We start from the raw sequence: 22,117 nt of genomic DNA, 5'->3' as shown, positions 1-22,117 counted from the left end.
CAGGTGGGTGGCTTCGTCCTGCTGCGGGTGCGGGCACACCGCCTGCTGATCGCTGCGGCGCTGCTCACCGTGCTGCTCACCACCACGGTGCTGGCCGCACTGGCCGGCTTCACCTCCTCGGTCGGCGACGCCGGCGTGCGGCGCACCCTGGCCACCACCGACGCCGCCGGCACCCCGCTGCTGCTGACCCGCACCGCGGGCCAGACGGACCGGGCGAAGAACGACGCCGCGGTCCGGCAGCTCGCCGCCGAGGCCTTCCCCGGACTGCCGACCAGCACGACGACGCTGGCGCTGTCCGACCCCTACGCCCTGCCCGGCGCGGCGAAGGGGGCCGACCCCGACACCGCCTCGCTGGGTTCGCCGGACCGCTCCCGGCTGCGCCTGGTCAGCGGCGCCTGGCCGGGGACGGCGGTGCCGGGCGCGCCGGTCCCGGTCGCGGTGCCGCAGGCCGCGGCCCAGCGCTTCGGGGCGACCGGCGGCCGCACCCCCGTGGTCACCGTCAAGGACCGGCTCAGCGGCAGGCAGGTGCAGCTGCGGATCACCGGCGTCTACGCCCCGCGCAGCAGCGCCGACCGCTACTGGCAGCTCGACCCGCTGGCCGGCAAGGGCGCCTCGCGCAGCTCCGGGAGCAGCACCAGCTCCTACGGCCCGCTGCTGGTCGACGACGCCGACTTCGGCAACGGCACCGTCCCGCAGTACCAGGAGTCCTGGCAGGTCGTCGCCGACTTCGGCGGCCTGGACAGCGGCCGCCTGCCCGCGCTGGCGCAGAGCCTGCGCACGGTGGTGAACGGCATCGGCAACCAGTCCGTCGGCAGCGGCTCCGGGCCCTTCTCCGCCACCTGCGTGCTGCCCTCGCTGCTGGACCAGCTGCAGAACTCGCTGCTGGTGGCCCGGGCCACGCTGCTGGTGGCGGTACTGCAGCTGTGCCTGCTGGCGATGATGACGCTGCTGCTGGCGGCCAGGCTGCTGGCCGAGGAGCGGGAGTCGGAGAACGCGCTGCTGCGGGCCCGTGGCGCCGCCCCGCGCCGGCTGACCCTGCTGGCCGCCGCCGAGGCGGTGCTGCTGGTGCTGCCCGCGGCCGCGTTCGCGCCGCTGCTGGCCGCCCCGCTGATCCGGCTGCTCGGCGGCTACGGCCCGCTGGCCCGCTCCGGCGTGCGGCTGGACGGTCCGTTGCCGGACAGCGCCTGGTGGGTCGCGCTGGCCGCGGCCTTCGCCAGCGCGCTGGTGGTGCTCGGACCGACCCTGGTACGGGCCAGGAGCTGGTCCGAGCACCGGCGCGGACGGGCCCGCCGGGCGGCGCTGCCCGGACTGCTGCGCGGCGGTTCCGACCTGGCCCTGGTCTGCCTGGCGGTGGGCGCCTACTGGCAGTTGAACCACTACGCCGCCCAGAGCGACGGCAGCGGGGTACTCACCGCGGACAGCGGCGGCAAGCTGGGCATCGACCCGGTGCTGGTCGCCGCGCCGACCCTGGCGCTGTGCGCCGGAACGGTGCTGACGCTGCGTCTGATACCGATGGCGGCCAAGGCCGCCGAACGGCTGATCCCGCGCGGACGCTCGCTGCCGGCCGCCATGGTGGGCTGGCAGCTGGCCCGGCGGCCGCAGCAGGGCGCCGGACCGGTGCTGGTGCTGTCGCTGGCCGCCGCCATCGGCACCCTCTCGCTGGGCCAGATCGCCACCTGGCAGCAGTCGCAGACCGACCAGGCCGCGTTCGACACCGGCGGCCAGATCCGGGTGGCCGCCAACAGCACCCCGCCGTTCGGCCAGGGCGGGCAGTACGCCGCGCTGCCCGGGGTGACCGGCGCGGTCCCGGTCGGCCGCAGCTCGGTGTCGGCGACCGCCGGCCGCAGCGCCGAGCTGATCGCCCTGGACACCCGGCAGGAGGCGGACCGGTACCCGCTGCGCGCCGACCTGGCCGACCGCAGCGCCCGGCAACTGCTGTCCTCGCTGGCGGACCCGCCGCTGTCCGCGGCCGCCGAGGGCATCCAGGTCCCGGGCCGCCCGGACAGCATCGTGCTGGACATCAGCGCCGGGCTGTCCGCGGCGGCGTCGGCCGAACCGCAGATGAGCGCCGCTACCGACCAGGTGGCGATCCAGGTCACCGACCGCTACGGCCTCCCCTACACCCTCGCCGCCGCCGCGGTCGCCGCCGACGGGGCCACCCATCCGGTCGCCTTCGACCTGGACGCCGCCACCGGCGGCGGCGCCCCCGCCTACCCGCTCTGGCTGAGCGGAATGACCGTCACCACCCCGGTCTCCCTGGGCCGGGCGGTCACCCAGACCTTCACCGTGCACGCGGTGCACGGGCAGGGGGGCGCCGCGGCGACCCTGCCGCCGGGTGCCGCCTGGAAGGCGTCCTTCGACGCCGGTGAGAACAACATGGTCTACAGCCTGTCCGGTGGTCCCACCAGCTACGTCGACGGGAAGGTGCTCGGCATGGCCTCCGGCGGCGGCGCGCTGCTGACCGCGCGCATCGACAGCGGCACCTTCCACGCCGACCCGGGCAGCGACACCCCCTCCGGGACGCTGACCCTGGGCCCGGGCACCGCCGGCACCGCGACCGGGGCCCTGCCGGCCGTCGCCGACCAGCGGTTCCTGACCGCCACCGGCACCCGGATCGGCTCGCAGCTGGCCCTCCCCTCGGGGTCCGGCACGGTGCAGGTGGTCATCACCGGCTCGGTCAAGGCGCTGCCCGGCACCGGGAGCGCGGCCGAGCAGGGGATCAACGGCTCGGCGCTGGTCCAGGGTTCGGGGTACGGCAGCACCGACCCCAGCGAGTACGGCGGGGCCCTGCTGGTGGACCTGGCCTCCTACAACCGCCGGGCGCTGGCCGACCAGGCCACTCCGCTGCCGGCGGCCGAGTGGTGGCTGTCCGTCGCCCCCGGCGCCGCCGACCGGGTCGGCACGGCGCTGCGCAACCTGCAGGGGGTGGAGGCGGTGTACGTCCGGGACCAGGTCTCCGGGGCCGCCCTGACCGACCCGCTGGGCACCGGACCGCAGGCCGCGCTGCTGGCCGCGGTCGCGCTGGCGGTCGCCCTGGCCGCGGTGGGCTTCAGCGCCGACGCCACCGGCGCGGTACGGCGGCGGACGGGCGAGGTGGCGGTGCTTCAGGCGCTGGGCGCCCGACGGTGGCAGCTGGTCCGCGGCACCGCCGCGGAGCTGGCGCTGCCGGTCCTGGTCGGCGTCGGGGTGGGCGCCGGCCTGGGCCTCGCGCTGACCCGGCTGGTGACACCGCTGCTGGTGATCACCCCGCTGGCGCACCGGCCGGTGCCCCAGGTACTGGTGCGGATACCCGGCGATCGGCTGGTGCTGCTGCTGGTGGCGGTCGCCGCGGTGCCGCTGCTGACCGCGGTGGCGGCGGGGCTGCGCGGCGGCGACCCGGCGCGGCAGCTGCGGCAGCCGGAGGAATCATGAGCGGGGATCAGGTGAGCGAGCGTCAGGAACCGCGCCGGGGAGGGCCGCTGGGTCTGCTTGGCCTGCTGGGCCTGTGTCGCCGGGGGAACCGGCCGCCGGCCGTGGCGCCGTGGACCCGTACCAGGCTGCGGTCGGCCGCGGGGGCGGCGCTGGCCCTGACCGTGCTGGTGCTGGCCACCACCTTCATCGCGGCCGGCTTCCCGCGCTGGTACGACCGCTACCAGGACGGCGCGCTGCGCAGCGAGCTGGCCAAGGCCGGGGTGTCGGGATCGGCGCTGGAAGCGGTGGCCGGCTTCAGCAACGACGGCACCCTGCCCCAACTCGGCGACGCGTCCGCGGTGTCGCCGTCGAACCTGGCGACGGTCCGCTCCAAGCTCGCGGACATCCTCACCGAGGTGCCGGCCGAGACCACCGGCGGCAGCACCGGCGTCCACACCACCGGGATCAGGGACTTCCTGATGGACCCCGGGCTGGCCCGGCCCGAGGGCATCCCGCCGCTGATGACCCTGGACTGGCAGGACGGCGACGCCTCCCGGCTGAAGCTGCTCCAGGGCCGGATGCCGCAGGCGCCCGACGCCGGTTCCGCCGCCCCCGGCGAGCTGGAGATCGCGATCAGCGCCGCGACCGCGACCACCGTCCACATCCGGCTCGGCCAGGTGCTGCACCTGGCGCCGCAGCAGGGCGCCCCGGTGCTGCTGCACGTGGTCGGCGTCTACCAGCCGGTCACCCAGCAGCTCCGGTACCAGGACCAGGACTACTGGAGCGCGGAGCCGCGGCTGGTCGCCCCCTCCTCCACCATCACGCTGCCGCCGAAGGGCGACCCCAACCCCGGCAGCACCTGGCACGCCGAGGCGCTGGTGGCGGCCGGCACCGTCCCGTACTTCCCGGCCATCGGCGGGCTGGAGGCGTACTGGTGGTTCCTGCCGCAGCAGGGCGCCCTGCACGCGCACGACATCCCGGGGCTGCAGAGCAGGCTGTCGGACCTGCTGACCGGAGGCGGGCAGGCGGCGGCCCGGGTGCCCGGTGACGGGTTCCCGCAGGGCGAGCAGTTCACCTCCGGCCTGCCCGACGCCCTCAGCCAGTTCACCACCGAGGCGAACGCGATCACCCCGGTGCTCACCGTCGGCATCGCCGGCGCGGCCGGGGTCGCCGGCGCGGTGCTGCTGATGGCGGCCGGGCTCGCGGCGGACCGGCGGGACGCCGAACTGCGGCTGCTGCGGGCACGCGGCGGCAGCATGCCGGCGCTGGGCCGACGGCTGCTGGGCGAGGCGCTGTGCTGCACCGTCCCCGGCGCCGCCGTCGGCATCGGCCTGGCGCTGCTGCTCCTGCCCACCGGCCGGACCCTGCCCGCGCTCACCGCCGGCCTAGCGGTCTGGGCGGTGGCCACCGCCGCGATCCCGCTGCGCGGGCTGCTGCGGCACCGCAGGCTCCGGGCCGCCGACCGTCCCGAGGACGTGACCACGGCCAGGCCCAGCCGCCGGCGCACCGTCGCCGAACTGGCCGTGGTGCTGGTGGCGGTGGTCGCCGTGGTCGCGGTGCGGCGCCAGGGGCTGGCGTCTGGCGGCGGCGTCGACCTGCTGCTGACCTGCGCACCGCCGCTGATGGGGCTGGCCGGGGCGTTCCTGCTGATGCGGATCTACCCGTGGCCGCTGCGGCTGGCCGCCCGCCCCTCGCAGCGGCGCGGCGGCGCCGTCGGCTTCCTCGGCCTGGCCAGGGCCGGGCGGGCCTCCTCGACCGCCTCGGTGCTGCCGCTGCTGGCCCTGCTGCTGGCGCTGACCGTGGCCGTCTTCGGCACCGAGGTGCTCAGTGGTGTCAGTGACGCCCGCGACCGGGCGGCGCTGGCCCAGGTGGGCGCGGACGCCCGGGTGACCGCCACCGGCTCGCCGATCCCGGCCGCCGTGGTCGCCGCGGTCCGCAGCGCACCCGGCGTGCGCAGCGTGCTGCCGGTGGCGCAGACCCGGGTGGCGTTCCCCACCGTGGGCGCGGAGGTCGACTTCTACGGGGTCGACCCGGACGGCTACCGGGCCGTCTCCGACCGGGTGGGCGGCTCCTTCCCGGCCGGGCTGCTGCACTGGAGCGGCAACGGGCCGATCCCGGTACTGGTCTCCGCCGACGTGGCGGGGACCATGGGCCGTGCGCCGATGACGGTGCAGGACGACTCCGGCTCCTTCCAGATCGTGGTCGCCGGGGTCCTGGACTCGGTACTGATGGGCAAGGCGCCGTTCGTGGTCGCCTCCGCCCAGGCACTGGCCGCCCGGACGCAGGTCTCGGCCCACGCCGACGACGTGCTGACGCTCTACGTCACCGGTCCGGTGGACGGCCCGGCGCTGCGGGCCGCCGTGGCGCGCAGCTCCGGTTCCACGGTGACCACCGTCGACCTGCACAGCGAGGCGCTCGCCGCGCTGCACGGCGACCGGCAGTCCGACGGGGCGGCCACGCTCTACCTGGCCACCATCGCGGCCGGCGCCCTGCTCGCGGTGCTGGCGGTGCTGTTGTCCCTGCTCCAGGCCGCCCCGGGGCGCGCAGCGCTGCTGGTACGGTTGCGGACCATGGGCATGACGCCCCGTCAGGGATATCGGCTGATCCTGGTGGAGGCGCTGCCGCAGGTGGTCGCGGCGGTGCTGGCGGGCACCGGGCTGGGGCTGGCCGCGGTGCCGCTGCTGGGCCCCTCGGTGGACCTCGCGGCCCTGGTCGGAGCGGACGTCGACGCCGGCCTGCGGGCCACCGCGCTGCCGGTGCTGGGCCCCGGTCTCGCCCTGCTGGCGCTGGCTGTCGGCGTGGTCGTGGTGGAGGCAGCTGTGATCGGCAGGCGCCAGATCGGCGTCGAGTTGAGAGTGGGGGACCAACGGTGAGCACCACCGCGCAAGGCCAGACCGGCGGCCGTCCCGGGGACGGCGGGCCGGAGACCGTACCCAGCCTGGACGAGCTGCGCGGCCGGGTCGCCGCCGCCCGGCAGCAGCCCGCCTACGGGCACGACGCGGTGATCGCCTGCGACCGGCTGGTCCGGATCTTCTCCTCGGACGGGGTCGAGGTCCAGGCCCTGCAGGGGCTGGACCTGACCGTCGCCAAGGGCGATCTGATGGCCCTGGTCGGCGCCTCCGGCAGCGGCAAGTCCACGCTGCTGCAGATCCTGGCCGGGCTGGACGTGCCCACCGCGGGGAAGGCCACCGTCGCCGGCCGCGACCTGATGGCGATGGGCGCCAAGGAGCGGCTGGCCTACCGCCGCGAGGTGGTCGGCTTCGTCTGGCAGCAGACCGCCCGCAATCTGATGCCCTTCCTGACGGGCCGCCAGAACGTGGCGCTGCCCATGCAGTTGAGCGGAGGGAGGGGCCGGGCGCTGAAGCGGCAGCGCGGCGAGCGGGCCGGTGAGCTGCTCGATCTGCTCGGCGTGGGGCACTGCGGCGACCGGCGTCCGCAGCAGATGTCCGGCGGCGAGCAGCAGCGGGTGGCCATCGCCGTCGCCCTGGCCAACGAGCCCTCAGTGGTGCTCGCCGACGAGCCCACCGGGGAGCTGGACTCGGAGACCGGTGCCCAGATCTTCGAGGCCTTCCGCACCGTCAACCGGGAGTTGGGGGCGACCGTGGTGATCGTCACGCACGACCTGATGGTGGCCGGCGAGGTCCGCCGCACCGTCGCCGTCCGCGACGGCCGGGCCAGCTCCGAGGTGCTGCGCCGGCTGGCCACCGACGAGCACGGCGAGGAGTCCCTGGAGGAGCGCGAGTACGCGATGCTGGACCGGGCCGGCCGGATCCAGCTGCCCCGGCAGTTCCTGGAGGCCCTGGGCATGGAGCACCGGGTCGGCGTCTCGCTGGAGCCGGACCATGTCGGGGTGTGGCCGGAGCAGCAGCAGGACCCCGCCGCCGACGGGGCGGACCTCGACGAGCGGACGGACTGAGCCGCTCAGCCCAGGTGGGCGTTGACCGCGCGGGCCTCGGCGGCGAGTTCGGGGCACTCCAGCACGGTGACCCCGGCCTGCTCCAGCAGTTCCACGCCCTGGCAGTCGGCGACGAACAGGGCCGGCTCGCGCCAGGCCAGCACCACCCGGCGGATCCCGGAGGCGAGCACCAGCTGGGCGCACGGGGTGGGACGGGAGGCCCGGACGCTGCACGGCTCCAGGGTGGTGTAGAGGGTGGCGCCGGGCAGCCGCGGGTCGTCGGCGGGGATCTTGGCCAGGGCCGCCTCCTCCGCGTGCACCTTGGGGTCGCCGCCCTCGCGGGAGTGGCCGCGGGCCAGTTCGGTGCCGTCCTCGGCGACGACCAGGGCGCCGACCGAGTAGGCGGTGTCCGAGGGCGGGCAGAGCCGGGACTCGGCGACGGCCTCGGCCAGCAGCCTGCGGTCGGCCGGGGTCAGCGGCGGCCGGGCGACCAGGTAGCGGAGCAGCGCGGTGTCGCCGAGGGCGCTGGTCCCGGCCAGGGTCATCCGGTGCGCGGCGTCCTGCGGGAACAGCCCGGGGCGGACGAACGCGGGGGCGTCGGCGTCGCCGACGAAGAAGGGGGCGACGGCCAACTGGATCTCGTCGACCAGACCCGCCGTCAGGAACAGGGTGTGCACCGCTCCCCCGCCCTCGACCATCAGCCGGCGCACGCCGCGGGCGCCCAGGTCGTCCAGCACCGCGCCCGGGTCCAGTCGGGCGCCGGTGCCCACCACCTCGGCCAGCGCCCCCAGCCGGGCCGCGAGCGCCCCGGTGGCGGCGTCCGGGGCGTAGGCGACCCTGGCGTCGCCGTGGTGCCAGAAGCGCCGGGCCGGGTCGAGGTCGCCGCTGCCGGTCAGCACCACCCGCAGCGGCTGCTCGGGCCGCCCCTCGGCCTTGCGCCGGGCCTGCCGCGCCGGCGCGTTGACCAGCAGCCGGGGGTCGTCGCTGCGCAGCGTCCCGGCGCCGATGAGGACGGCGTCGCTCTGCGCGCGCAGCTCGTCCACCCGGTCGAAGTCCTCCGGCGAGGACAGCAGCAGCCGTTCCGGCGAGGAGTCGTCGATCCGGCCGTCCACCGACATGGCGGCGCTGAGCAGGACGTACGGTCGGGGGTCGGTCATGGCGGCGCTGGTCCTCAGTCCTGGTCGTTCCGGTCGCTTCAGGCCTTCGAGTCGTTCCGGTTCTTCTGCCCGAACCAGGCCAACCCTGCCACAACCGGCTCCGACTGCCGCACCGCGACCGCGACGGCGTGGCCGTCGGGTGCGGCCAGGTCGGCCAACGCCCAGCCCTCCGGGCCCGGCTGCCCGGTGCCGACGTAGTCGAGGTCCAGGGCGCGGCCGAGGCCGGTGCCAAGGCCCTTGAGGTAGGCCTCCTTGCGGGTCCAGATCCGGGCGAAGGCCGCCACCGGGTCGTCCGCGGCGTCGATCTCCGCGCGCTCGGCCGGGTGCAGCTTGGAACCCACCTCGGCGACCGTGCCGGGCCTGGGCAGCGCCTCGACGTCCACGCCGATCGGCACCCCGGCCCCGGCCACGGCGACCGCGACCAGGGCGCCGGCGTGGGACAGCGAGAACTCCAGCGGCGGCCGCTCCCCCGCCAGCACCGGACGGCCGTGCGGGCCGCCGCAGCAGGGGCAGTCCTGACGGGCGAAGCGCACCTCGGCCGGGTCCTGGTCCAGGCAGCCGCCGAGCACCTGACGCAGCATCACATGGGCGGCGGTGTACCGCTCCCGCAGCTCCGCGCGGACGAAGGCCGCCGCCCTGGCCCGTTCCACCGGGTCCAGCACGGCGGCACCCCCGGCCGCCCCGCCCGTACCGCCGTCGGCCCACCCCAGCCACACCCGTACCGCGTCCATCGGGCCAGAGTAGGTGGTGTGCGCCCGGTCAGGCCACCCGCACCCCGGCCGCCTCCGCGATCAGCCGGGCCGTCACCTCGCCGGCCCGCAGCGCGTGGTCCGCGGTGGCGCCGCGGCAGCGGCCGAGGGCCTTGTCGTACTCGGCCATCACCACCCCGGAGTGGTCCGAGTCCGACTCGGTGAGGGTGACCGGCCACCCCCGGGAGCGCAGTGCGGCGGCGAACTCGCGGGAGCGGGCGACGTCGACGACCGCGTCGGCGGTGCCGTGGTGCAGCCGGACCGGGACCGGGGTGGCCCGGGAGAGGGCCAGGTCCTCCATCACGGTGGGGTACATCAGCTCGTCCTCGGAGCGGTAGTTGCTGCCCAGGCCGACCACGGCGCTCGGACGCCAGCCGTCGGAGCTGGCGGCGGACGGCCGCAGCGCGGTGGCCAGCGCGGCACGGCCGCCGAGGGACCAGCCGGCCAGCACCATCCGCCGGGCGTCGCCGCCGTGCCGGACCGCGCGGGTGCGGGCGTAGGCCAGGGACTCGCGCAACTGCCCCCAGCCGCCGTCCGGTGCGTCGGTGCGCCAGTCGGGCACCAGGACGACCAGGCCGTGGCCGGCCACCTCCCGGGCCAGGGTGGCCATCACCGCCCGGTTGTCGGCGGGGCGGCCGTGCCACAGCAGCACGGTCGGCACCAGCTCACCGGGCGGGGCGGCCGCCCGGTAGACGTCGAGCATCTGCCCGCTGGGGCCGTAACGGAGGCCCCGCCGCACCTCGACGCGTTCCGCGAGTCTGTTCATGCAGGTCTTTTCCGCCAGCGGGAGTCGGCTGAAACCTCGCCGGGCGCGGTATGGCACCGCCGGTGTTGGGCAGGGAAGGGGCATGAAGAGCAGTCACCTGGAGAAGGAACGCAAGTTCGACGGCCTGGCGGACGCGGCTTTTCCCGCTCTGGACGGGCTCCCCGGCGTCGCCGAGGTGTCCGATCCGGGGGTGGAGGACCTGGACGCGGTCTACTACGACACCGTCGACCTCCGGCTGCTCGAACACGGCATCACCCTGCGCCGCCGCACCGGCGGGCACGACGCCGGCTGGCACCTGAAGCTGCCGGTCGGCCCGGACCGGCGCCGCGAGGTGCAGCTTCCGCTGAGCGCCGGCGCGCCGGGACGGGTGCCCCGCGCGCTCACCCAGCGCACCCGGGCGTACGCGCGCGGTGAGAAGCTGGTCCCGATCGTGCGGCTGCGCACCCACCGGCTCCGCCGGCTGCTGCTGGACAGCGAGCACCGCTCGCTGGCCGAGGTGGCCCAGGACGCCGTCTCGGCGCAGCTGCTCGCCCCGGAGCGGCTCTCAGGACTCCCAGGGCTCCCAGAGCTCCCCGCCGAAGCGGCGCAGGCGGCGCAGCCCGTGAGGCCGGTGATACCGGCCCAGCGGAACGGCAGCGCCAACGGCCACCGCAGCGGCGGCCCCGCCGCGCCCACCGCCTGGACCGAGGTCGAGGCCGAGCTGGTCAAGGGCGGCACCGCACTGCTGGATGCGGTGGAGCAGCGGCTCGTCGGGGCCGGGCTGCGACGCTCGCTCAGCGGCTCCAAACTGGCCCGCGCGCTGGGCCTGGAGAGTGCCGGGGCGGTCGTCCCGGCTCCGCGGGAGGCCCGGAGCATCGGCGCCGCCGTCACCGCGCTGCTGCGCGGGCAGACGGAGCAGCTGATCGCCCTGGACCCGGCCGTCCGCGCGGACGAGGCCGACGCGGTGCACCGGATGCGGGTCGCGGTGCGCCGGATCCGCAGCACCCTGCGCACCCACCGGCGGCTGCTGGCCGACGAGCCCTGCCAGGCGCTGGCCGAGGAGCTGCGCTGGCTCGGCGCGGTCCTCGGCGAGGCCAGGGACCGGGAGGTGCTGGGGGCCAGGCTCGGCGCGGAGATCGGGCGGCTGCCGGCGGCGGAGTGCCCAGGGCCGGTGCGCGAACGGATCGACGGCTGGGCCTCGGCCGAGTACCGGCGCTCCTGGAAGCGCGCGGTCGCCACCCTGGACAGCCCGCGCTACTTCGTGCTGCTGGACGGCCTGGAGGCGCTGGCCGCCCGGCCGCCGCTGCGCGGCCGGGCCCACCGCGGCGCGGTCGCGGAGTTCCGCCGCACCGCGCGCCGCGAGCAGCGCCGGGTCGCCCTGCGCCTGGCCGAGGCGTCGGCCACCCCGGCAGGTCCGCAGCACGACCAGGCCCTGCACGAGGCGCGCAAGGCCGCCAAGCGGGCCCGCTACGCGGCCGAGGGCGCCCGCTCGGTGGTGGGGAAGTCCGCCGGGCGGCTGGCCCTGCGGATGAAGGACCTCCAGGAGCTGCTGGGCGAGCGTCAGGACGCGCTGCTGGCCTGCGCCGCCCTGCCGGAACTGGCCGCCGCCGCGCACCGGGCCGGCGAGCAGGGCTTCGGCTACGGCGTGCTGTACGCGGGCCAGCGGGCCGCCGTAGCCGAGGCCGACCGGCGGCTCCCGGCCGCCCGGCGCGCGGCCGGGAAGCGCGAGCTCACCCGGTTCCGCTAGCCCGGTGCCCCGCGGCCTGCCGGTATCGTCCGGGCGGATCAGGGCAGGCGGAGGGTGAGGCACCAACCGCACGGCACGACAGTCGGAGCGACGGCGTGAACATCTTCGAACGGGGTCTGCACTCGGTGGACCGGGCCCAACAGGCCCGGCGGACACCGGGGTTCGTGGTCGGCGTGGTGAAGAAGTTCGGCGACGACCGCGGCGGCCAGCTGTCCGCGCTGATCACCTACTACGCCTTCGCCGCGGTGTTCCCGCTGCTCCTGCTGCTGACCACCGGCCTGGGCTTCGTGCTGCACGGGAACCCCGGGGCGCAGCGGGCCGTGCTGCACTCCGCGCTGGCCGACTTCCCCATCATCGGCAACCAGTTGCAGGACAACGTGCACTCGCTGCAGGGCACCGGGGCCGCCGTCGCCATCGGCACACTGGGCCTGCTCTACGGCTCGCTGGGGATGACCCAGATCCTGCAGTTCGCCATGGCGCAGGTGTGGAACATCCCCGGCACCGAGCGGCCCGGCTTCTTCGACCGGATCGGCCGGGGGCTGCTGATGCTGCTGGCCCTCGGCCTCGGCCTGGCCCTCAGCACCGCCACGGCGGGCCTGGTCGGCTTCCTCGCGCACGGCGCACTGGCCTGGGTCGGCGGCCTGATCGGCTCGGTGGCCGTCAACATCGGCCTCTACCTGGCCTGCTTCCGCATCCTCACCCCCGAGGAGGTGACGCTGCGCCAGCTGCTACCGGGCTGCCTGATCGCCGGCCCCTTCTGGACCGCGCTGCAGACCTTCGGCGGCATCCTGGTGGCCCATCAACTACGGCACTCCACCCAGGTCTACGGCTTCTTCGGCACCGTCCTCGGACTCATCTCCTGGCTCTACCTCGCGGCCCGGATCACCATGTACGCGGCGGAGGTCAATGTGGTGCGGGCCCGCCGGCTGTGGCCGCGCTCGCTGACCCAGCCGCCGCTGACCCGGGCCGACCGGGAGGTGCTGGACGCCCTGGTGCGGCAGGAGGAACGCCGGCCCGAACAGCAGGTGCTGATCTCCTTCAAGGACCAGCCGGAGCAGGCGCCGGCACCCTCGAAAAGCCCGCAGAAGGGCGTCGAGGGCCACACCTGAGGGTGACCGGCTGCCGCCCCGGGCCCGACGGGCGCCGCGGAGCGGGCACAATCGAGGGATGTCCCGACGCAGCAAGGCCCGCAACAGCAAGGCGCGCAGCAGCAGCACGGCGAAGACCGGTGCGACGAAGACCGGCGCGCGCAGGGCAGCCGCCCCGGCAGCAACGATTCTGCCGCTCGGCGGGGACGCCGAGTGCCCCTGCGGCTTCGGCAAGCCGTACCAGGAGTGCTGCCGGCCGTTCCACACCGCCGTCGCGCCCGAACCGGGCCGGGCCCCCGTGCCCGCTCCCACCACCGCCGAACTGCTGATGCGCTCCCGCTACAGCGCCTTCGCCGTCGGCGACACCGCGTACCTGCTGCGCAGCTGGCACTCCAGCACCCGGCCCGCGCGGCTGGCGCTGGACCCGGGTCAGCGCTGGACCCGGCTGGAGGTGCTGGGCAGCAGCGAGGGCGGCCCCTTCCACCTCGCGGGCACGGTCGAGTTCCGGGCCCACTTCTCCGAGCACGGGGAGGAGGGCGTGCTGCACGAGAACAGCAGGTTCATCCGCGAGGGGGGCGTGTGGGTCTATCTGGACGCGCTGCCGGACCTGCCTGCGCTCGGCTAGCCCGGCCGGCGGCTACTGCCAGAGCTGCTCGGTACCGGTCTCGGGCTGGACGACCGGCGCGGGTTCCGGCGCGGGTTCCGGCGCGGGCGCCGGGCTGCAGGTGAAGCCGAGCTTCTCCATCGCCCGGGTGACGTCGGCGGCGCTGAAGTCACGGCGGTCCTGCTTGGTGATCACCGCACCGACCTGCTTGACCGGGTAGTTCCGCCGTCCGATCCGGACCGACTCGCCGGTGACCGGCTCGGCCTTGATGTCCTTCATCAGCGCGACGACCTCGCTCGCCTGCAGATAGAAGGAGCAACCGGCGATGGTGACGCGCATCGTGCCTCGCAGTCGGGGGGAGGGATTCTGGGGGGACGGGGGTGGCGTCCGTACCCGCCAGCCTTGCACAGCCTGACCCGGACGGAAAGAACGGCTAGGTCGGCGCGGCGTGTGCTAGCTTTGAAGGCGTTGCAGTTTTGGTGTTCCCATGAACGTTGTGTGCGCCTGGCGGGTTGACAGTGACCGCGGGCGCACTTTTGTTTTTCCGGCCTTCTGTGTCTTGTCGCAGCCGGAGCGGGGCGATCATCGCGGCGACTCGGACACCGCACAGTGCGGCGCCCGAACTCTGCCCCTGAAGGAGACAGATCATGGCCAGTGGAACCGTGAAGTGGTTCAACGCCGAAAAGGGCTTCGGCTTCATCGAGCAGGACGGCGGCGGCGCCGACGTCTTCGCCCACTACTCGAACATCAACGCCCAGGGCTTCCGCGAGCTCCTCGAGGGCCAGAAGGTCGAGTTCGACGTCACGCAGGGCCCCAAGGGCCCGCAGGCGGAGAACATCCGCCCGCTGTAGTCGACCCGCTCGACCAGCAGGCTCGTTGATGCTGCAGGGCCCCGCCGTCCGCACCCACGGGTGCGGACGGCGGGGCCCTCATGCTGTCGGCAGCCGGTAGGCGCGGACGGCGGTGCCGCCCAGGACCGCCCGCTGCTCGTCCTGGCCGAGCGCCGAGACCAGGTCGCGGGCGGTGTCCATGACCCGCCCGTAGTCGGCCGCCAGCGTGCACACCGGCCAGTCCGAGCCGGCCATCAGCCGGTCCGGACCGAAGGCGTCCAGCGCGGTCCCGACATAGGGACGCAGGTCGGCGGTGCTCCAGCGGTGCCATTCGGCCTCGGTGACCAGGCCGGAGAGCTTGGCGAAGGTGTTGGGGCGGAGCGCCAGCTCGCGCAGCCGGGTCGCCCACGGCTCCTGCTCCCCCGCCGCGATCGGCGGTTTGCCCAGGTGGTCCAGGACGAAGGTGAGACCGGGCAGCAGTTCGGCGGCCCTGGCCGCCGCCGGCAGCTGCTCCGGCAGCACCAGCAGGTCGTAGGCCAGACCGGCGTCGGCGACGGCGGCCAGGCCTCGCAGCACGTCGGGGCGGACCAGCCAGTCCGGGTCGGGCTCGCCCTGGACCTGGTGCCGGATGCCGACCAGGTACGCACCGCCGGGGCCCTCCCGCAGCGCGGCCAGGGTGTCGGCGACCCCGTCGGCGGTCAGGTCGGTCCAGCCGACGACACCGGCGACCAGATCGCTGCCGGCCGCCAGGGCCAGGAACTCCGGGGTCTCCTCGGCCACCGTGACCGTCTGCACCAGCACAGTGGCGCCGACCCCGGCCGCCCGCGCCCGGGGCTCCAGTTCGTCCAGGGTGAAGTCCCGCCGCAGCGGGGCGAGTTCGGGGCCGGTGATCCAGTCCTGGTCACGCACCGAGAGGTCCCAGACGTGGTGGTGGGCGTCCACGACGCCACTCGGGTCCACCGTGCTCATACCACCGGCTCCGCTCCGACGAGGACGACGACCAGGGTGCGCGGACCGTGCACGCCCTCCACCCGGTCGAGTTCGATGTCACTGGTGGCCGAGGGCCCGGAGACGAAGGTCAGCGGACGGGCCGGGTCCAGCGCGGCCAGCGCCTCGGGCACGTCGCCGACGATCTGCTCCTCGCGGACCACGCACAGGTGGTAGTCGGGCAGCAGGGTGAGCGCCCGGCGGCCCTGGCCCGGGCCGGTGTCCAGCACGATGGTGCCGGTCACCGCGATGCCGACCGCCGCGGTGGTCAACACCCCGTCCGCCGCGTCGAGTTCGGCCACGGTCAGCTGCGGGTCGTCGCCGAGGCGCTGCCAGGGGCCGTCGTCCGGGAGGAACTCCTCCGGGAAGCCGGGCGGCACCACCAGGCTGCGCACGCCCCTGCGCCGCAGCGCCTCGGCGACGGCCTGCTTCGCGTCCGCGGGTGCGGTGCGGACCACCTCGGCGCGGTAGTCGGCCACCCGGTCAGCGAACAGGCCGGTCGGGTCGGCGCCGGCGTGGTCGGCCAGGTAGTCGCGGGCCACCGGGACGTCCTGCGGGGCCTCGTCGGCGGGCACATCCGCGAGGGCGGCACGGATGCGGCCGAGGACGGTGTCGCGGGCGTTCATCTGCTCTCTCCTGACCGGGTCTCGCCCGGGTGGGTGCGCCGCCACCAGGCGTGGAAGGTCTCGGCGGGCGGCTGCGGGCTGTCCCGGCTGTCGGACCAGGCGCGCAGCGGTCCCGGCAGCCGGCCGATGCGTCCCTTCCGGGCCAGCAGATGGCTGCCCAGCCGGGCGCTGCGCTGGGCGGCGGACAGCCGGCGCGGGGTGGCCAGGGCAGCCGCTGCGGCCCGCATCACCAGCGCCTCGGGGGTCGGCGCCCGGTGGCTGCGGCGCTTGGACTCGACCACCTCGGCCCGCAGATGGGCCAGCACCTCGGGGATGTTGATCTTCACCGGGCAGGCGTCGTAGCAGGCACCGCACAGCGTGGAGGCGAACGGCAGCGAGGGCGCCTTGTCGACCCCGGCCAGCTGCGGGGTGAGCACCGCGCCGATCGGCCCGGGGTAGACCGAGCCGTAGGCATGGCCGCCGGTGCGCTCGTAGACCGGGCAGACGTTCAGGCAGGCCGAGCAGCGGATGCAGGCCAGCGCCTGGCGGCCGACGGTGTCGGCCAGGGTCGCGGTGCGGCCGTTGTCCAGCAGCACCAGGTGGAAGTCCTGCGGACCGTCGCCGGGGGTGCGCCCGGTCCAGGTGGAGGTGTAGGGGTTCATCCGCTCGCCGGTGGAGCTGCGCGGCAGCAGCTGCAGGAACACCTCCAGGTCCGACCAGGCGGGCAGCACCTTCTCGATCCCCATCACCGTGATCAGGGTCTGCGGCAGGGTCAGGCACATCCGCCCGTTGCCCTCGGACTCGACCACCCCGACCGTCCCGGTCCCGGCGATGGCGAAGTTGGCACCGGAGACCGCCACCCGGGCCCGCAGGAACTTCTCCCGCAGATGCAGCCTGGCCGCCTCCGCCAGTGCCCGCGGCTCGTCGGTGAGGCCCTCCGGGGCCGGGCGGCCCCAGGCCGCCATCTCCCGCCGGAAGATCCCCTGGATCTCACCGCGGTTGCGGTGGATCGCCGGCACCAGGATGTGTGAGGGCCGGTCCCCGCCCAACTGCACGATCAGCTCGGCCAGATCGGTCTCGTAGGCGGCGATCCCGGCCTCGGCCAGGGCCTCGTTGAGGCCGATCTCCTGGGTGGCCATCGACTTGACCTTGACCACCTCGTCCGCGCCGGCGGCCCGCACCAGCTCGGTGACGATCCGGTTGGCCTGGTCGGCGTCGGCGGCCCAGTGCACCGTGCCGCCGGCCCGGGTCACCGACTCCTCCAACTCGACCAGGTAGCAGTCGAGATGACGGAGGGTCCGGCGCTTCAGCGCGGCCCCGGCCGCGCGCAGCTGCTCCCAGTCGGCCAGCTCTCCGGTCACCGCCAGCCGCTTGTCGCGGATGGTGCCGGTGGCCCGGCGCAGGTTGCCGCGCAGCTGGGTGTCGGCGAGGGCGGTCCTGGCCGCCTCGGGGAAGGCCGGGGTGTCCAGCCAGACCAGGCCGTCCCCGGTGCCGGTCGTCATCGGGCGTCCCCTTCGGTCGCGGCGAGGATCTCGGCCAGGTGCAGGGTGCGCACGCCCGAGCGGATCCGGGAGAGCCCGCCGCCGATGTGCATCAGACAGGAGTTGTCGGCGGCGGACAGGACTTCGGCGCCGGTGCGCAGCACGCAGTCGGCCTTGTCGGCGAGCATCGCCGCCGAGGTCCCGGCGTTCTTCAGGGCGAAGGTGCCGCCGAAGCCGCAGCAGGAGTCGGCGGCGGGGAGCTCCACCAGGTCGATGCCCTTGACCGCGCGCAGCAGCCGCAGCGGCCGGTCCCCCACCCGCAGCATCCGCAGCGAGTGGCAGGTCGGGTGGTAGGTCACCCGGTGCGGGAAGTACGCGCCCACGTCGGTCACCCCCAGCACGTCCACCAGGAACTCCGAGAGCTCGTACACCTGCGGCGGCCGGCTGCCGGTCAGCAGTTCGTGGCTGTCCCGCACCATGCCGGTGCAGGAGGCCGAGGGGCTGACCACGGCGTCGTAGCCGGCGAACACCTCGGCGAAGCGGCGGGCCAGCGGGGTCGCCTCGGGGCGGTAGCCGGTGTTGAAGTGCATCTGCCCGCAGCAGGTCTGGTCCGCCGGGAACTCCACGGTGTGGCCCAGCCGCTCCAGCAGCCGCACCACCGCCTTGCCGGTCTCCGGGTAGAGGGTGTCGTTGAAACAGGTGATGAACAGGGCCACCCGCATCAGCGCACCCCCTCCGCGGCGGCGAGGTCCGCCCAGAGCTGCTCCGGGATCTCCCGCCGGTACTGCGCCAGTGCGTCCTCGACCTGGGCGGCGTCGCGCAGCCCGAGCAGCACCCCGGCGACGGCCGGGTGGCGCAGCGGGTAGCGGGCGGCGGCGGCGCGCAGCGGGACGCCGTACCGCTCGCACACCTGCTGCAGCCGCAGGGCCCGGCCCAGCAGTTCGTCCGGTGCCGCGGCGTAGTCGTAGGTGGCGCCGGGGCTGGGGTCGGCCAGCAGACCGGAGTTGAAGACTCCTCCGACGACCACGGAGACCCCGCGCCGGGCCGCCTCCGGCAGCAGTTCGTCCAGGCCGCTGCCGTCCAGCAGCGAGAGCCGCCCGGCCAGCAGCACCACGTCCAGGTCGGTCTCGCGGACGAACCTGGTGGGCAGCGCGGTCTGGTTCATGCCGATGCCGATGGCGCCGACCACCCCCTCGGCGCGCAGTTGCTCCAGGGCCGGGTAGGCCTCGGTGAGGGCCTGCTCGGCGTGGTCGTCCGGGTCGTGCAGCAGGACGGTGTCCACCCGGTCGAGGCCCAGCCGGACCAGGCTCTGCTCCAGGCTGCGGCGGACGCCGTCGGCACTGAAGTCCCAGACCCGGCGGTGCGTGGCCGGGACGGCGAAGCCCTGGTCGTCCAGGCCGGTGGCGCCGGGGGTCGGCACCAGCAGCCGGCCGACCTTGGTGGACACGGTGTACTCGGCGCGCGGACGGTCCCGCAGGGCCGCGCCGAGCCTGCGCTCGGACAGGCCGAGGCCGTAGTGCGGTGCGGTGTCGAAGGAGCGGATGCCGCCGTCCCAGGCCGCCGCCACGGCCTCCGCCGCGTCCTGCTCGCCGACCTCGGTGAACAGCCCGGCGATCGCGGCCGCGCCGAAGGACAGTTCGGTCACCTCGGTCTTGCTGCGGCCCAGCGGGTGCGTTCGCATCGTCGGTACTCTCCTGTGCCTTCTCGTGGTTCTCGCTCAGCTCTCGGCGAGCGGCCGGAGCCGCAGGCCCTGCATACCACCGTCGACCGCCAGCGCGGTACCGGTGACCGATCCGGCGGCCGGGCTCAGCAGGTAGGCGATCGCGGCGGCCACCTCCTCCGCGGTGACCAGCCGGCCCTGCGGCTGACGGGCCATCAGTGCGGCCCGCTCGGCGGCCGGGTCCTCGGCGGCGTCCAGCAGCCGGCCGACCCAGGGGGTGTCCGCCGTCCCGGGGTTGACGCAGTTCACCCGGATGCCCTCGCGGACGTGGTCGGCCGCCATGGCCAGGGTGAGCGAGAGCACCGCGCCCTTGCTGGCGCTGTAGAGCGCCCGCTGGGGCAGCCCGGCGGTGGCGGCGATGCTGCAGGTGTTGACCACCGCGGCGTGCGCCGAGGCGCGCAGGTAGGGCAGAGCGGCGCGGCTGGTGCGCACCATGCCGAGCACATTGACGTCCAGCACCCGGTGCCACTCCTGGTCGGGGTTGGACTCGACGGTGCCGGCCGCGCCGATGCCGGCGTTGTTGACCAGCAGGTCGAGCCCGCCCAGCGCCTCGGCTGCGGCCGCCACGGCGGCCCGCACCTGGGCGTCGTCGGTGACGTCGGCGCGGAAGCCCTGGAGCTCCTTGGGCAGGTCGTCGATCCCCCGGTCCAGGACGGCGACCGCCGCCCCGCGGTCGGCGAGCAGCAGCGCCGTCGCCAGGCCGATGCCGGAGGACCCGCCGGTGACCAGGGCTCGCAGTCCGGTGAGTTCGCTCATGCGGGGATCTCCTGAGGTTGGTCGCGGAGGTCGGCGGCCCAGAAGGCACCGTCCGGATAGCTGTACTGGAGGATCGACTCCGGGCGCATCTGGGCGGAGAAGCCGGGCCCGGTGGGGGCCCGGTAGTGGCCGCGCCGGATCTCGACCGGGTCCAGGAAGTGCTCGTGCAGATGGTCCACGTACTCGATGACCCGGTCCTCGGTGGTGCCGGTCAGCGCGACGAAGTCGAACATGGACAGGTGCTGGACCAGCTCGCACAGCCCGACCCCGCCGGCGTGCGGGCACACCGGGACGCCGAACCTGGCCGCGAGCAGCAGGATCGCCAGGTTCTCGTTGACCCCGCCGACCCGGGCCGCGTCCAGTTGCAGCACGTCGATCGCCCCGGCCTGGAGCAGCTGCTTGAACACCACCCGGTTCTGCACGTGCTCGCCGGTGGCCACCTTCACCGGGGCGACCGCGGCCCGGATCGCGGCGTGCCCGAGGACGTCGTCCGGGCTGGTGGGCTCCTCGATCCAGTACGGGTCGAACTCGCCCAGGGCCCGGGTCCACCGGATCGCCTCGTCGACGTTCCAGCGCTGGTTGGCGTCGACGGCCATCCTGATGTCCGGGCCGACGGCCGCCCTGGCGGTGCGGCAGCGGCGGATGTCGTCGGCCAGGTCGGCGCCGACCTTCAGCTTGATCTGGGTGAAGCCGTCCGCCAGCGCCTGCTGGGCCAGCCGGGTCAGCTTCTCGTCGGAGTAGCCGAGCCAGCCCGGCGAGGTGGTGTAGGCGGGGTAGCCCTCGGCGCGCAGCACCGCCTCGCGGGCGGCCCGGCCGGCCCGGCCGCGGGTCAGCAGCTCCAGTGCCTCGTCGGGGGTGAGCGCGTCGGCGATGTAGCGGAAGTCCACCTGACTGACCAGCCAGGCCGGGTCGGCGTCGGCGAGGAACTGCCACAGCGGCTTGCCGGCCGCCTTGGCGGCGAGGTCCCAGACGGCGTTGACGACGGCGCCGATCGCCATGTGCATCACCCCCTTCTCCGGGCCGAGCCAGCGCAGCTGGCTGTCGCCGATCAGGGCGCGGGACAGCGTCCCGGGATCGGCGCACAGCTCGCTGACGGAGCGTCCGAGCACATGCGGGCGCAGCGCGTCGATCGCGGCGACCTGGACCTCGTTGCCGCGGCCGATGGTGAAGCTGAAGCCGTGGCCCTCGAGACCGTCGCCGGCGTCGGTGCGCAGCACCAGGTAGGCGGCGGAGTAGTCGGGGTCGGGGTTCATCGCGTCCGAACCGTCCAACGACCGCGAGGTGGGGAAGCGGATGTCGTAGGTGTCGACGGCGATGACGCGCGCCGCTGCTGCGGGCATGCTGGGGCCTCTCGTGCTCGGACCGGGGCTCGGGCTCATCCGTGGGCTGTGCGGGCTCGTGCCCGGGCTCATGCCGGGACGAGGGTCTGCCGCTGGCTGCCGAGGCCGTCGATGGAGAGCTCCATGACGTCGCCGGGCCGCAGGTAGGGGTGGTCGGGCAGGCCGAGGGCGACGCCGGCCGGGGTGCCGGTGTTGATCACGTCCCCGGGCTCCAGCACCAGGTACTGGCTCAGGTAGTGGACGATGTGCGCCACCGTGAAGATCATGTTCTTGGTGCCGGACCGCTGCCGCTCGGTGCCGTTCACCGACAGCGCCAGCCCCAGGTCCTGCGGGTCGGCGACCTCGTCCGCGGTGACCAGCCAGGGGCCGAGCGGGTTGAAGCTCTCGCAGGACTTGCCGAGGTCCCACTGGCCGGAGTACTCCAGCTGGAACTCGCGCTCGGACACGTCGTTGCTGACGGCGTAGCCGGCCACGGCCTCCAGCGCCTCGGCGGGCGAGTCCAGGTAGCGGGCCCGGCGGCCGATCACCACCGCCAGCTCCACCTCCCAGTCGGTCTTCACCGACCCCCTGGGGATCAGCACCGGGTCGTACGGGCCCACCACCGTGCCGGGGTCCTTCATGAAGACCACCGGCCTGGGCGGGATCGCCGCTCCGGTCTCCTCGGCGTGGTCGCGGTAGTTGAGACCGATGCAGACCACCTTCCCGGGCCGGGCCAGCGGCGCGCCGGTGCGCAGCCCGGTGCCGTCCAGCGGCGGCAGCGATCCCGCGGCCAGCGCCGCGCGCACCCGCTCGACCCCGCCGTCGGCCAGGAACGCGCCGTCGATGTCGGGGGTGAGGCCGGAGAGGTCCCGCAGCACCCCGTCCGCGCCGAGGAGCGCCGGGCGCTCCTGACCGACCGGTCCCATGCGCATCAACTTCACGCTGTGTGCCCATTCTTGAGGTTCCATCAGGAAGCAGCGGAGGCGGGTTCTCCCGGCTCGTTCCGCAACTGCCGGGAACTCTACCCAGCCCCCGCCGTCCCCA

The 22,117-nt window shown here is 75.0% G+C and carries 19 protein-coding genes; 7 read left to right on the top strand and 12 right to left on the bottom strand.

From position 1 onward, the window contains the following. The first annotated feature begins 3 nt into the window (after positions 1-3). The 3 genes from IF29_RS0105875 to IF29_RS0105865 are packed head-to-tail and all read left to right on the top strand — an operon-like array spanning position 4 to position 7,306. Positions 4-3,411 carry an FtsX-like permease family protein gene (locus IF29_RS0105875; protein ID WP_030250530.1) on the top strand — a complete coding sequence of 1,136 codons (3,408 nt, stop codon included), beginning with the start codon at positions 4-6 and terminating at the stop codon, positions 3,409-3,411. Continuing rightward, positions 3,408-6,263 (top strand): FtsX-like permease family protein, encoded by a 2,856-nt coding sequence (locus IF29_RS0105870; RefSeq protein WP_157623623.1) that lies wholly within the window; start codon positions 3,408-3,410, stop codon positions 6,261-6,263. Before IF29_RS0105875 ends, IF29_RS0105870 begins: the two co-directional genes overlap by 4 nt. Continuing rightward, entirely contained in the window at positions 6,260-7,306 is a 1,047-nt protein-coding gene (locus tag IF29_RS0105865) for an ABC transporter ATP-binding protein (protein WP_380520591.1), read from the top strand. Before IF29_RS0105870 ends, IF29_RS0105865 begins: the two co-directional genes overlap by 4 nt. Before the next feature lie 5 nt (positions 7,307-7,311). On the opposite strand, the gene IF29_RS0105860 is transcribed toward IF29_RS0105865, so the two are convergent. From IF29_RS0105860 to IF29_RS0105850, 3 genes are read right to left on the bottom strand one after another with little or no spacing between them, the layout of a single operon-like run. After that, positions 7,312-8,442: a dihydrofolate reductase family protein gene (locus IF29_RS0105860; RefSeq protein ID WP_030250525.1), complete on the bottom strand. Its 1,131-nt coding sequence runs from the start codon at positions 8,440-8,442 to the stop codon at positions 7,312-7,314. Positions 8,443-8,480: 38 nt separating this feature from the next. Further along, positions 8,481-9,173 carry a 4'-phosphopantetheinyl transferase family protein gene (locus IF29_RS0105855; RefSeq protein ID WP_084713612.1) on the bottom strand — a complete coding sequence of 231 codons (693 nt, stop codon included), beginning with the start codon at positions 9,171-9,173 and terminating at the stop codon, positions 8,481-8,483. Between the two features lie 28 nt (positions 9,174-9,201). Beyond that, a complete protein-coding gene (locus IF29_RS0105850) occupies positions 9,202-9,957 on the bottom strand; it encodes an alpha/beta hydrolase family protein (RefSeq protein ID WP_030250521.1) in 756 nt (251 codons plus the stop codon). Positions 9,958-10,039: 82 nt separating this feature from the next. Between IF29_RS0105850 and IF29_RS41610 the strand changes: the two genes are divergently transcribed. The 3 genes from IF29_RS41610 (at position 10,040) to IF29_RS0105835 (ending at position 13,396) form a co-directional block, all read left to right on the top strand. Then, positions 10,040-11,683: a CYTH and CHAD domain-containing protein gene (locus tag IF29_RS41610; protein WP_037594417.1), complete on the top strand. Its 1,644-nt coding sequence runs from the start codon at positions 10,040-10,042 to the stop codon at positions 11,681-11,683. Between the two features lie 95 nt (positions 11,684-11,778). Beyond that, the gene (locus tag IF29_RS45855; RefSeq protein WP_030250518.1) at positions 11,779-12,792 is read left to right on the top strand and encodes a YihY/virulence factor BrkB family protein; all 1,014 of its coding nucleotides are present in this window, start codon (positions 11,779-11,781) and stop codon (positions 12,790-12,792) included. Positions 12,793-12,850: 58 nt separating this feature from the next. Next, positions 12,851-13,396 carry a YchJ family protein gene (locus tag IF29_RS0105835; RefSeq protein WP_198037310.1) on the top strand — a complete coding sequence of 182 codons (546 nt, stop codon included), beginning with the start codon at positions 12,851-12,853 and terminating at the stop codon, positions 13,394-13,396. 12 nt (positions 13,397-13,408) lie between these two features. Here IF29_RS0105835 and IF29_RS0105830 read toward each other — a convergent pair whose 3' ends face one another. Then, entirely contained in the window at positions 13,409-13,714 is a 306-nt protein-coding gene (locus IF29_RS0105830) for an SCO5918 family protein (protein WP_030250515.1), read from the bottom strand. Positions 13,715-14,022: 308 nt separating this feature from the next. On the opposite strand from IF29_RS0105830, the gene IF29_RS0105825 reads away from it, so the two are divergent. Continuing rightward, positions 14,023-14,226, top strand: a complete 204-nt coding sequence (locus tag IF29_RS0105825; RefSeq protein WP_030250513.1) for a cold-shock protein — start codon at positions 14,023-14,025, stop codon at positions 14,224-14,226. Between the two features lie 78 nt (positions 14,227-14,304). On the opposite strand, the gene IF29_RS0105820 is transcribed toward IF29_RS0105825, so the two are convergent. From IF29_RS0105820 to IF29_RS0105785, 8 genes are read right to left on the bottom strand one after another with little or no spacing between them, the layout of a single operon-like run. Continuing rightward, positions 14,305-15,174, bottom strand: a complete 870-nt coding sequence (locus tag IF29_RS0105820) for an amidohydrolase family protein (RefSeq protein WP_030250511.1) — start codon at positions 15,172-15,174, stop codon at positions 14,305-14,307. Beyond that, on the bottom strand, positions 15,171-15,818 hold the full coding sequence (locus IF29_RS0105815) for a LutC/YkgG family protein (RefSeq protein ID WP_030250509.1): 648 nt from the start codon (positions 15,816-15,818) through the stop codon (positions 15,171-15,173). The genes IF29_RS0105820 and IF29_RS0105815 overlap by 4 nt, the downstream gene beginning before the upstream one ends. Beyond that, the gene (locus IF29_RS0105810; RefSeq protein WP_030250507.1) at positions 15,815-17,299 is read right to left on the bottom strand and encodes a lactate utilization protein B; all 1,485 of its coding nucleotides are present in this window, start codon (positions 17,297-17,299) and stop codon (positions 15,815-15,817) included. Before IF29_RS0105810 ends, IF29_RS0105815 begins: the two co-directional genes overlap by 4 nt. Further along, entirely contained in the window at positions 17,296-18,000 is a 705-nt protein-coding gene (locus tag IF29_RS0105805; protein ID WP_030250506.1) for a (Fe-S)-binding protein, read from the bottom strand. The genes IF29_RS0105810 and IF29_RS0105805 overlap by 4 nt, the downstream gene beginning before the upstream one ends. Further along, positions 18,000-18,959, bottom strand: a complete 960-nt coding sequence (locus IF29_RS0105800; RefSeq protein WP_030250504.1) for an aldo/keto reductase — start codon at positions 18,957-18,959, stop codon at positions 18,000-18,002. The genes IF29_RS0105805 and IF29_RS0105800 overlap by 1 nt, the downstream gene beginning before the upstream one ends. A 36-nt stretch (positions 18,960-18,995) precedes the next feature. Then, positions 18,996-19,754: an SDR family NAD(P)-dependent oxidoreductase gene (locus IF29_RS0105795; protein ID WP_030250502.1), complete on the bottom strand. Its 759-nt coding sequence runs from the start codon at positions 19,752-19,754 to the stop codon at positions 18,996-18,998. Further along, positions 19,751-21,133, bottom strand: coding sequence for an L-fuconate dehydratase (locus IF29_RS0105790; protein WP_030250499.1), 1,383 nt, complete (start codon positions 21,131-21,133; stop codon positions 19,751-19,753). Before IF29_RS0105790 ends, IF29_RS0105795 begins: the two co-directional genes overlap by 4 nt. A 29-nt stretch (positions 21,134-21,162) precedes the next feature. Next, positions 21,163-22,014, bottom strand: coding sequence for a fumarylacetoacetate hydrolase family protein (locus tag IF29_RS0105785; RefSeq protein WP_030250498.1), 852 nt, complete (start codon positions 22,012-22,014; stop codon positions 21,163-21,165). Positions 22,015-22,117 lie beyond the last annotated feature (103 nt).

This window comes from Streptacidiphilus jeojiense, from assembly GCF_000719095.1.
In the GTDB taxonomy this organism is placed as follows: domain Bacteria; phylum Actinomycetota; class Actinomycetes; order Streptomycetales; family Streptomycetaceae; genus Streptacidiphilus; species Streptacidiphilus jeojiensis.
This window is presented reverse-complemented; position numbering and strand designations above follow the sequence as displayed.

Coding starts and splice junctions, on each gene's coding strand:
- IF29_RS0105870 (WP_157623623.1), top strand. CDS start 3,408: ATGAGCGGGGATCAGGTGAGCGAGCGTCAGGAACCGCGCCGGGGAGGG.
- IF29_RS0105860 (WP_030250525.1), bottom strand. CDS start 8,442: ATGACCGACCCCCGACCGTACGTCCTGCTCAGCGCCGCCATGTCGGTG.
- IF29_RS0105855 (WP_084713612.1), bottom strand. CDS start 9,173: ATGGACGCGGTACGGGTGTGGCTGGGGTGGGCCGACGGCGGTACGGGC.
- IF29_RS0105850 (WP_030250521.1), bottom strand. CDS start 9,957: ATGAACAGACTCGCGGAACGCGTCGAGGTGCGGCGGGGCCTCCGTTAC.
- IF29_RS41610 (WP_037594417.1), top strand. CDS start 10,040: ATGAAGAGCAGTCACCTGGAGAAGGAACGCAAGTTCGACGGCCTGGCG.
- IF29_RS0105835 (WP_198037310.1), top strand. CDS start 12,851: ATGTCCCGACGCAGCAAGGCCCGCAACAGCAAGGCGCGCAGCAGCAGC.
- IF29_RS0105830 (WP_030250515.1), bottom strand. CDS start 13,714: ATGCGCGTCACCATCGCCGGTTGCTCCTTCTATCTGCAGGCGAGCGAG.
- IF29_RS0105825 (WP_030250513.1), top strand. CDS start 14,023: ATGGCCAGTGGAACCGTGAAGTGGTTCAACGCCGAAAAGGGCTTCGGC.
- IF29_RS0105820 (WP_030250511.1), bottom strand. CDS start 15,174: ATGAGCACGGTGGACCCGAGTGGCGTCGTGGACGCCCACCACCACGTC.
- IF29_RS0105815 (WP_030250509.1), bottom strand. CDS start 15,818: ATGAACGCCCGCGACACCGTCCTCGGCCGCATCCGTGCCGCCCTCGCG.
- IF29_RS0105810 (WP_030250507.1), bottom strand. CDS start 17,299: ATGACGACCGGCACCGGGGACGGCCTGGTCTGGCTGGACACCCCGGCC.
- IF29_RS0105805 (WP_030250506.1), bottom strand. CDS start 18,000: ATGCGGGTGGCCCTGTTCATCACCTGTTTCAACGACACCCTCTACCCG.
- IF29_RS0105800 (WP_030250504.1), bottom strand. CDS start 18,959: ATGCGAACGCACCCGCTGGGCCGCAGCAAGACCGAGGTGACCGAACTG.
- IF29_RS0105795 (WP_030250502.1), bottom strand. CDS start 19,754: ATGAGCGAACTCACCGGACTGCGAGCCCTGGTCACCGGCGGGTCCTCC.
- IF29_RS0105790 (WP_030250499.1), bottom strand. CDS start 21,133: ATGAGCCCGAGCCCCGGTCCGAGCACGAGAGGCCCCAGCATGCCCGCA.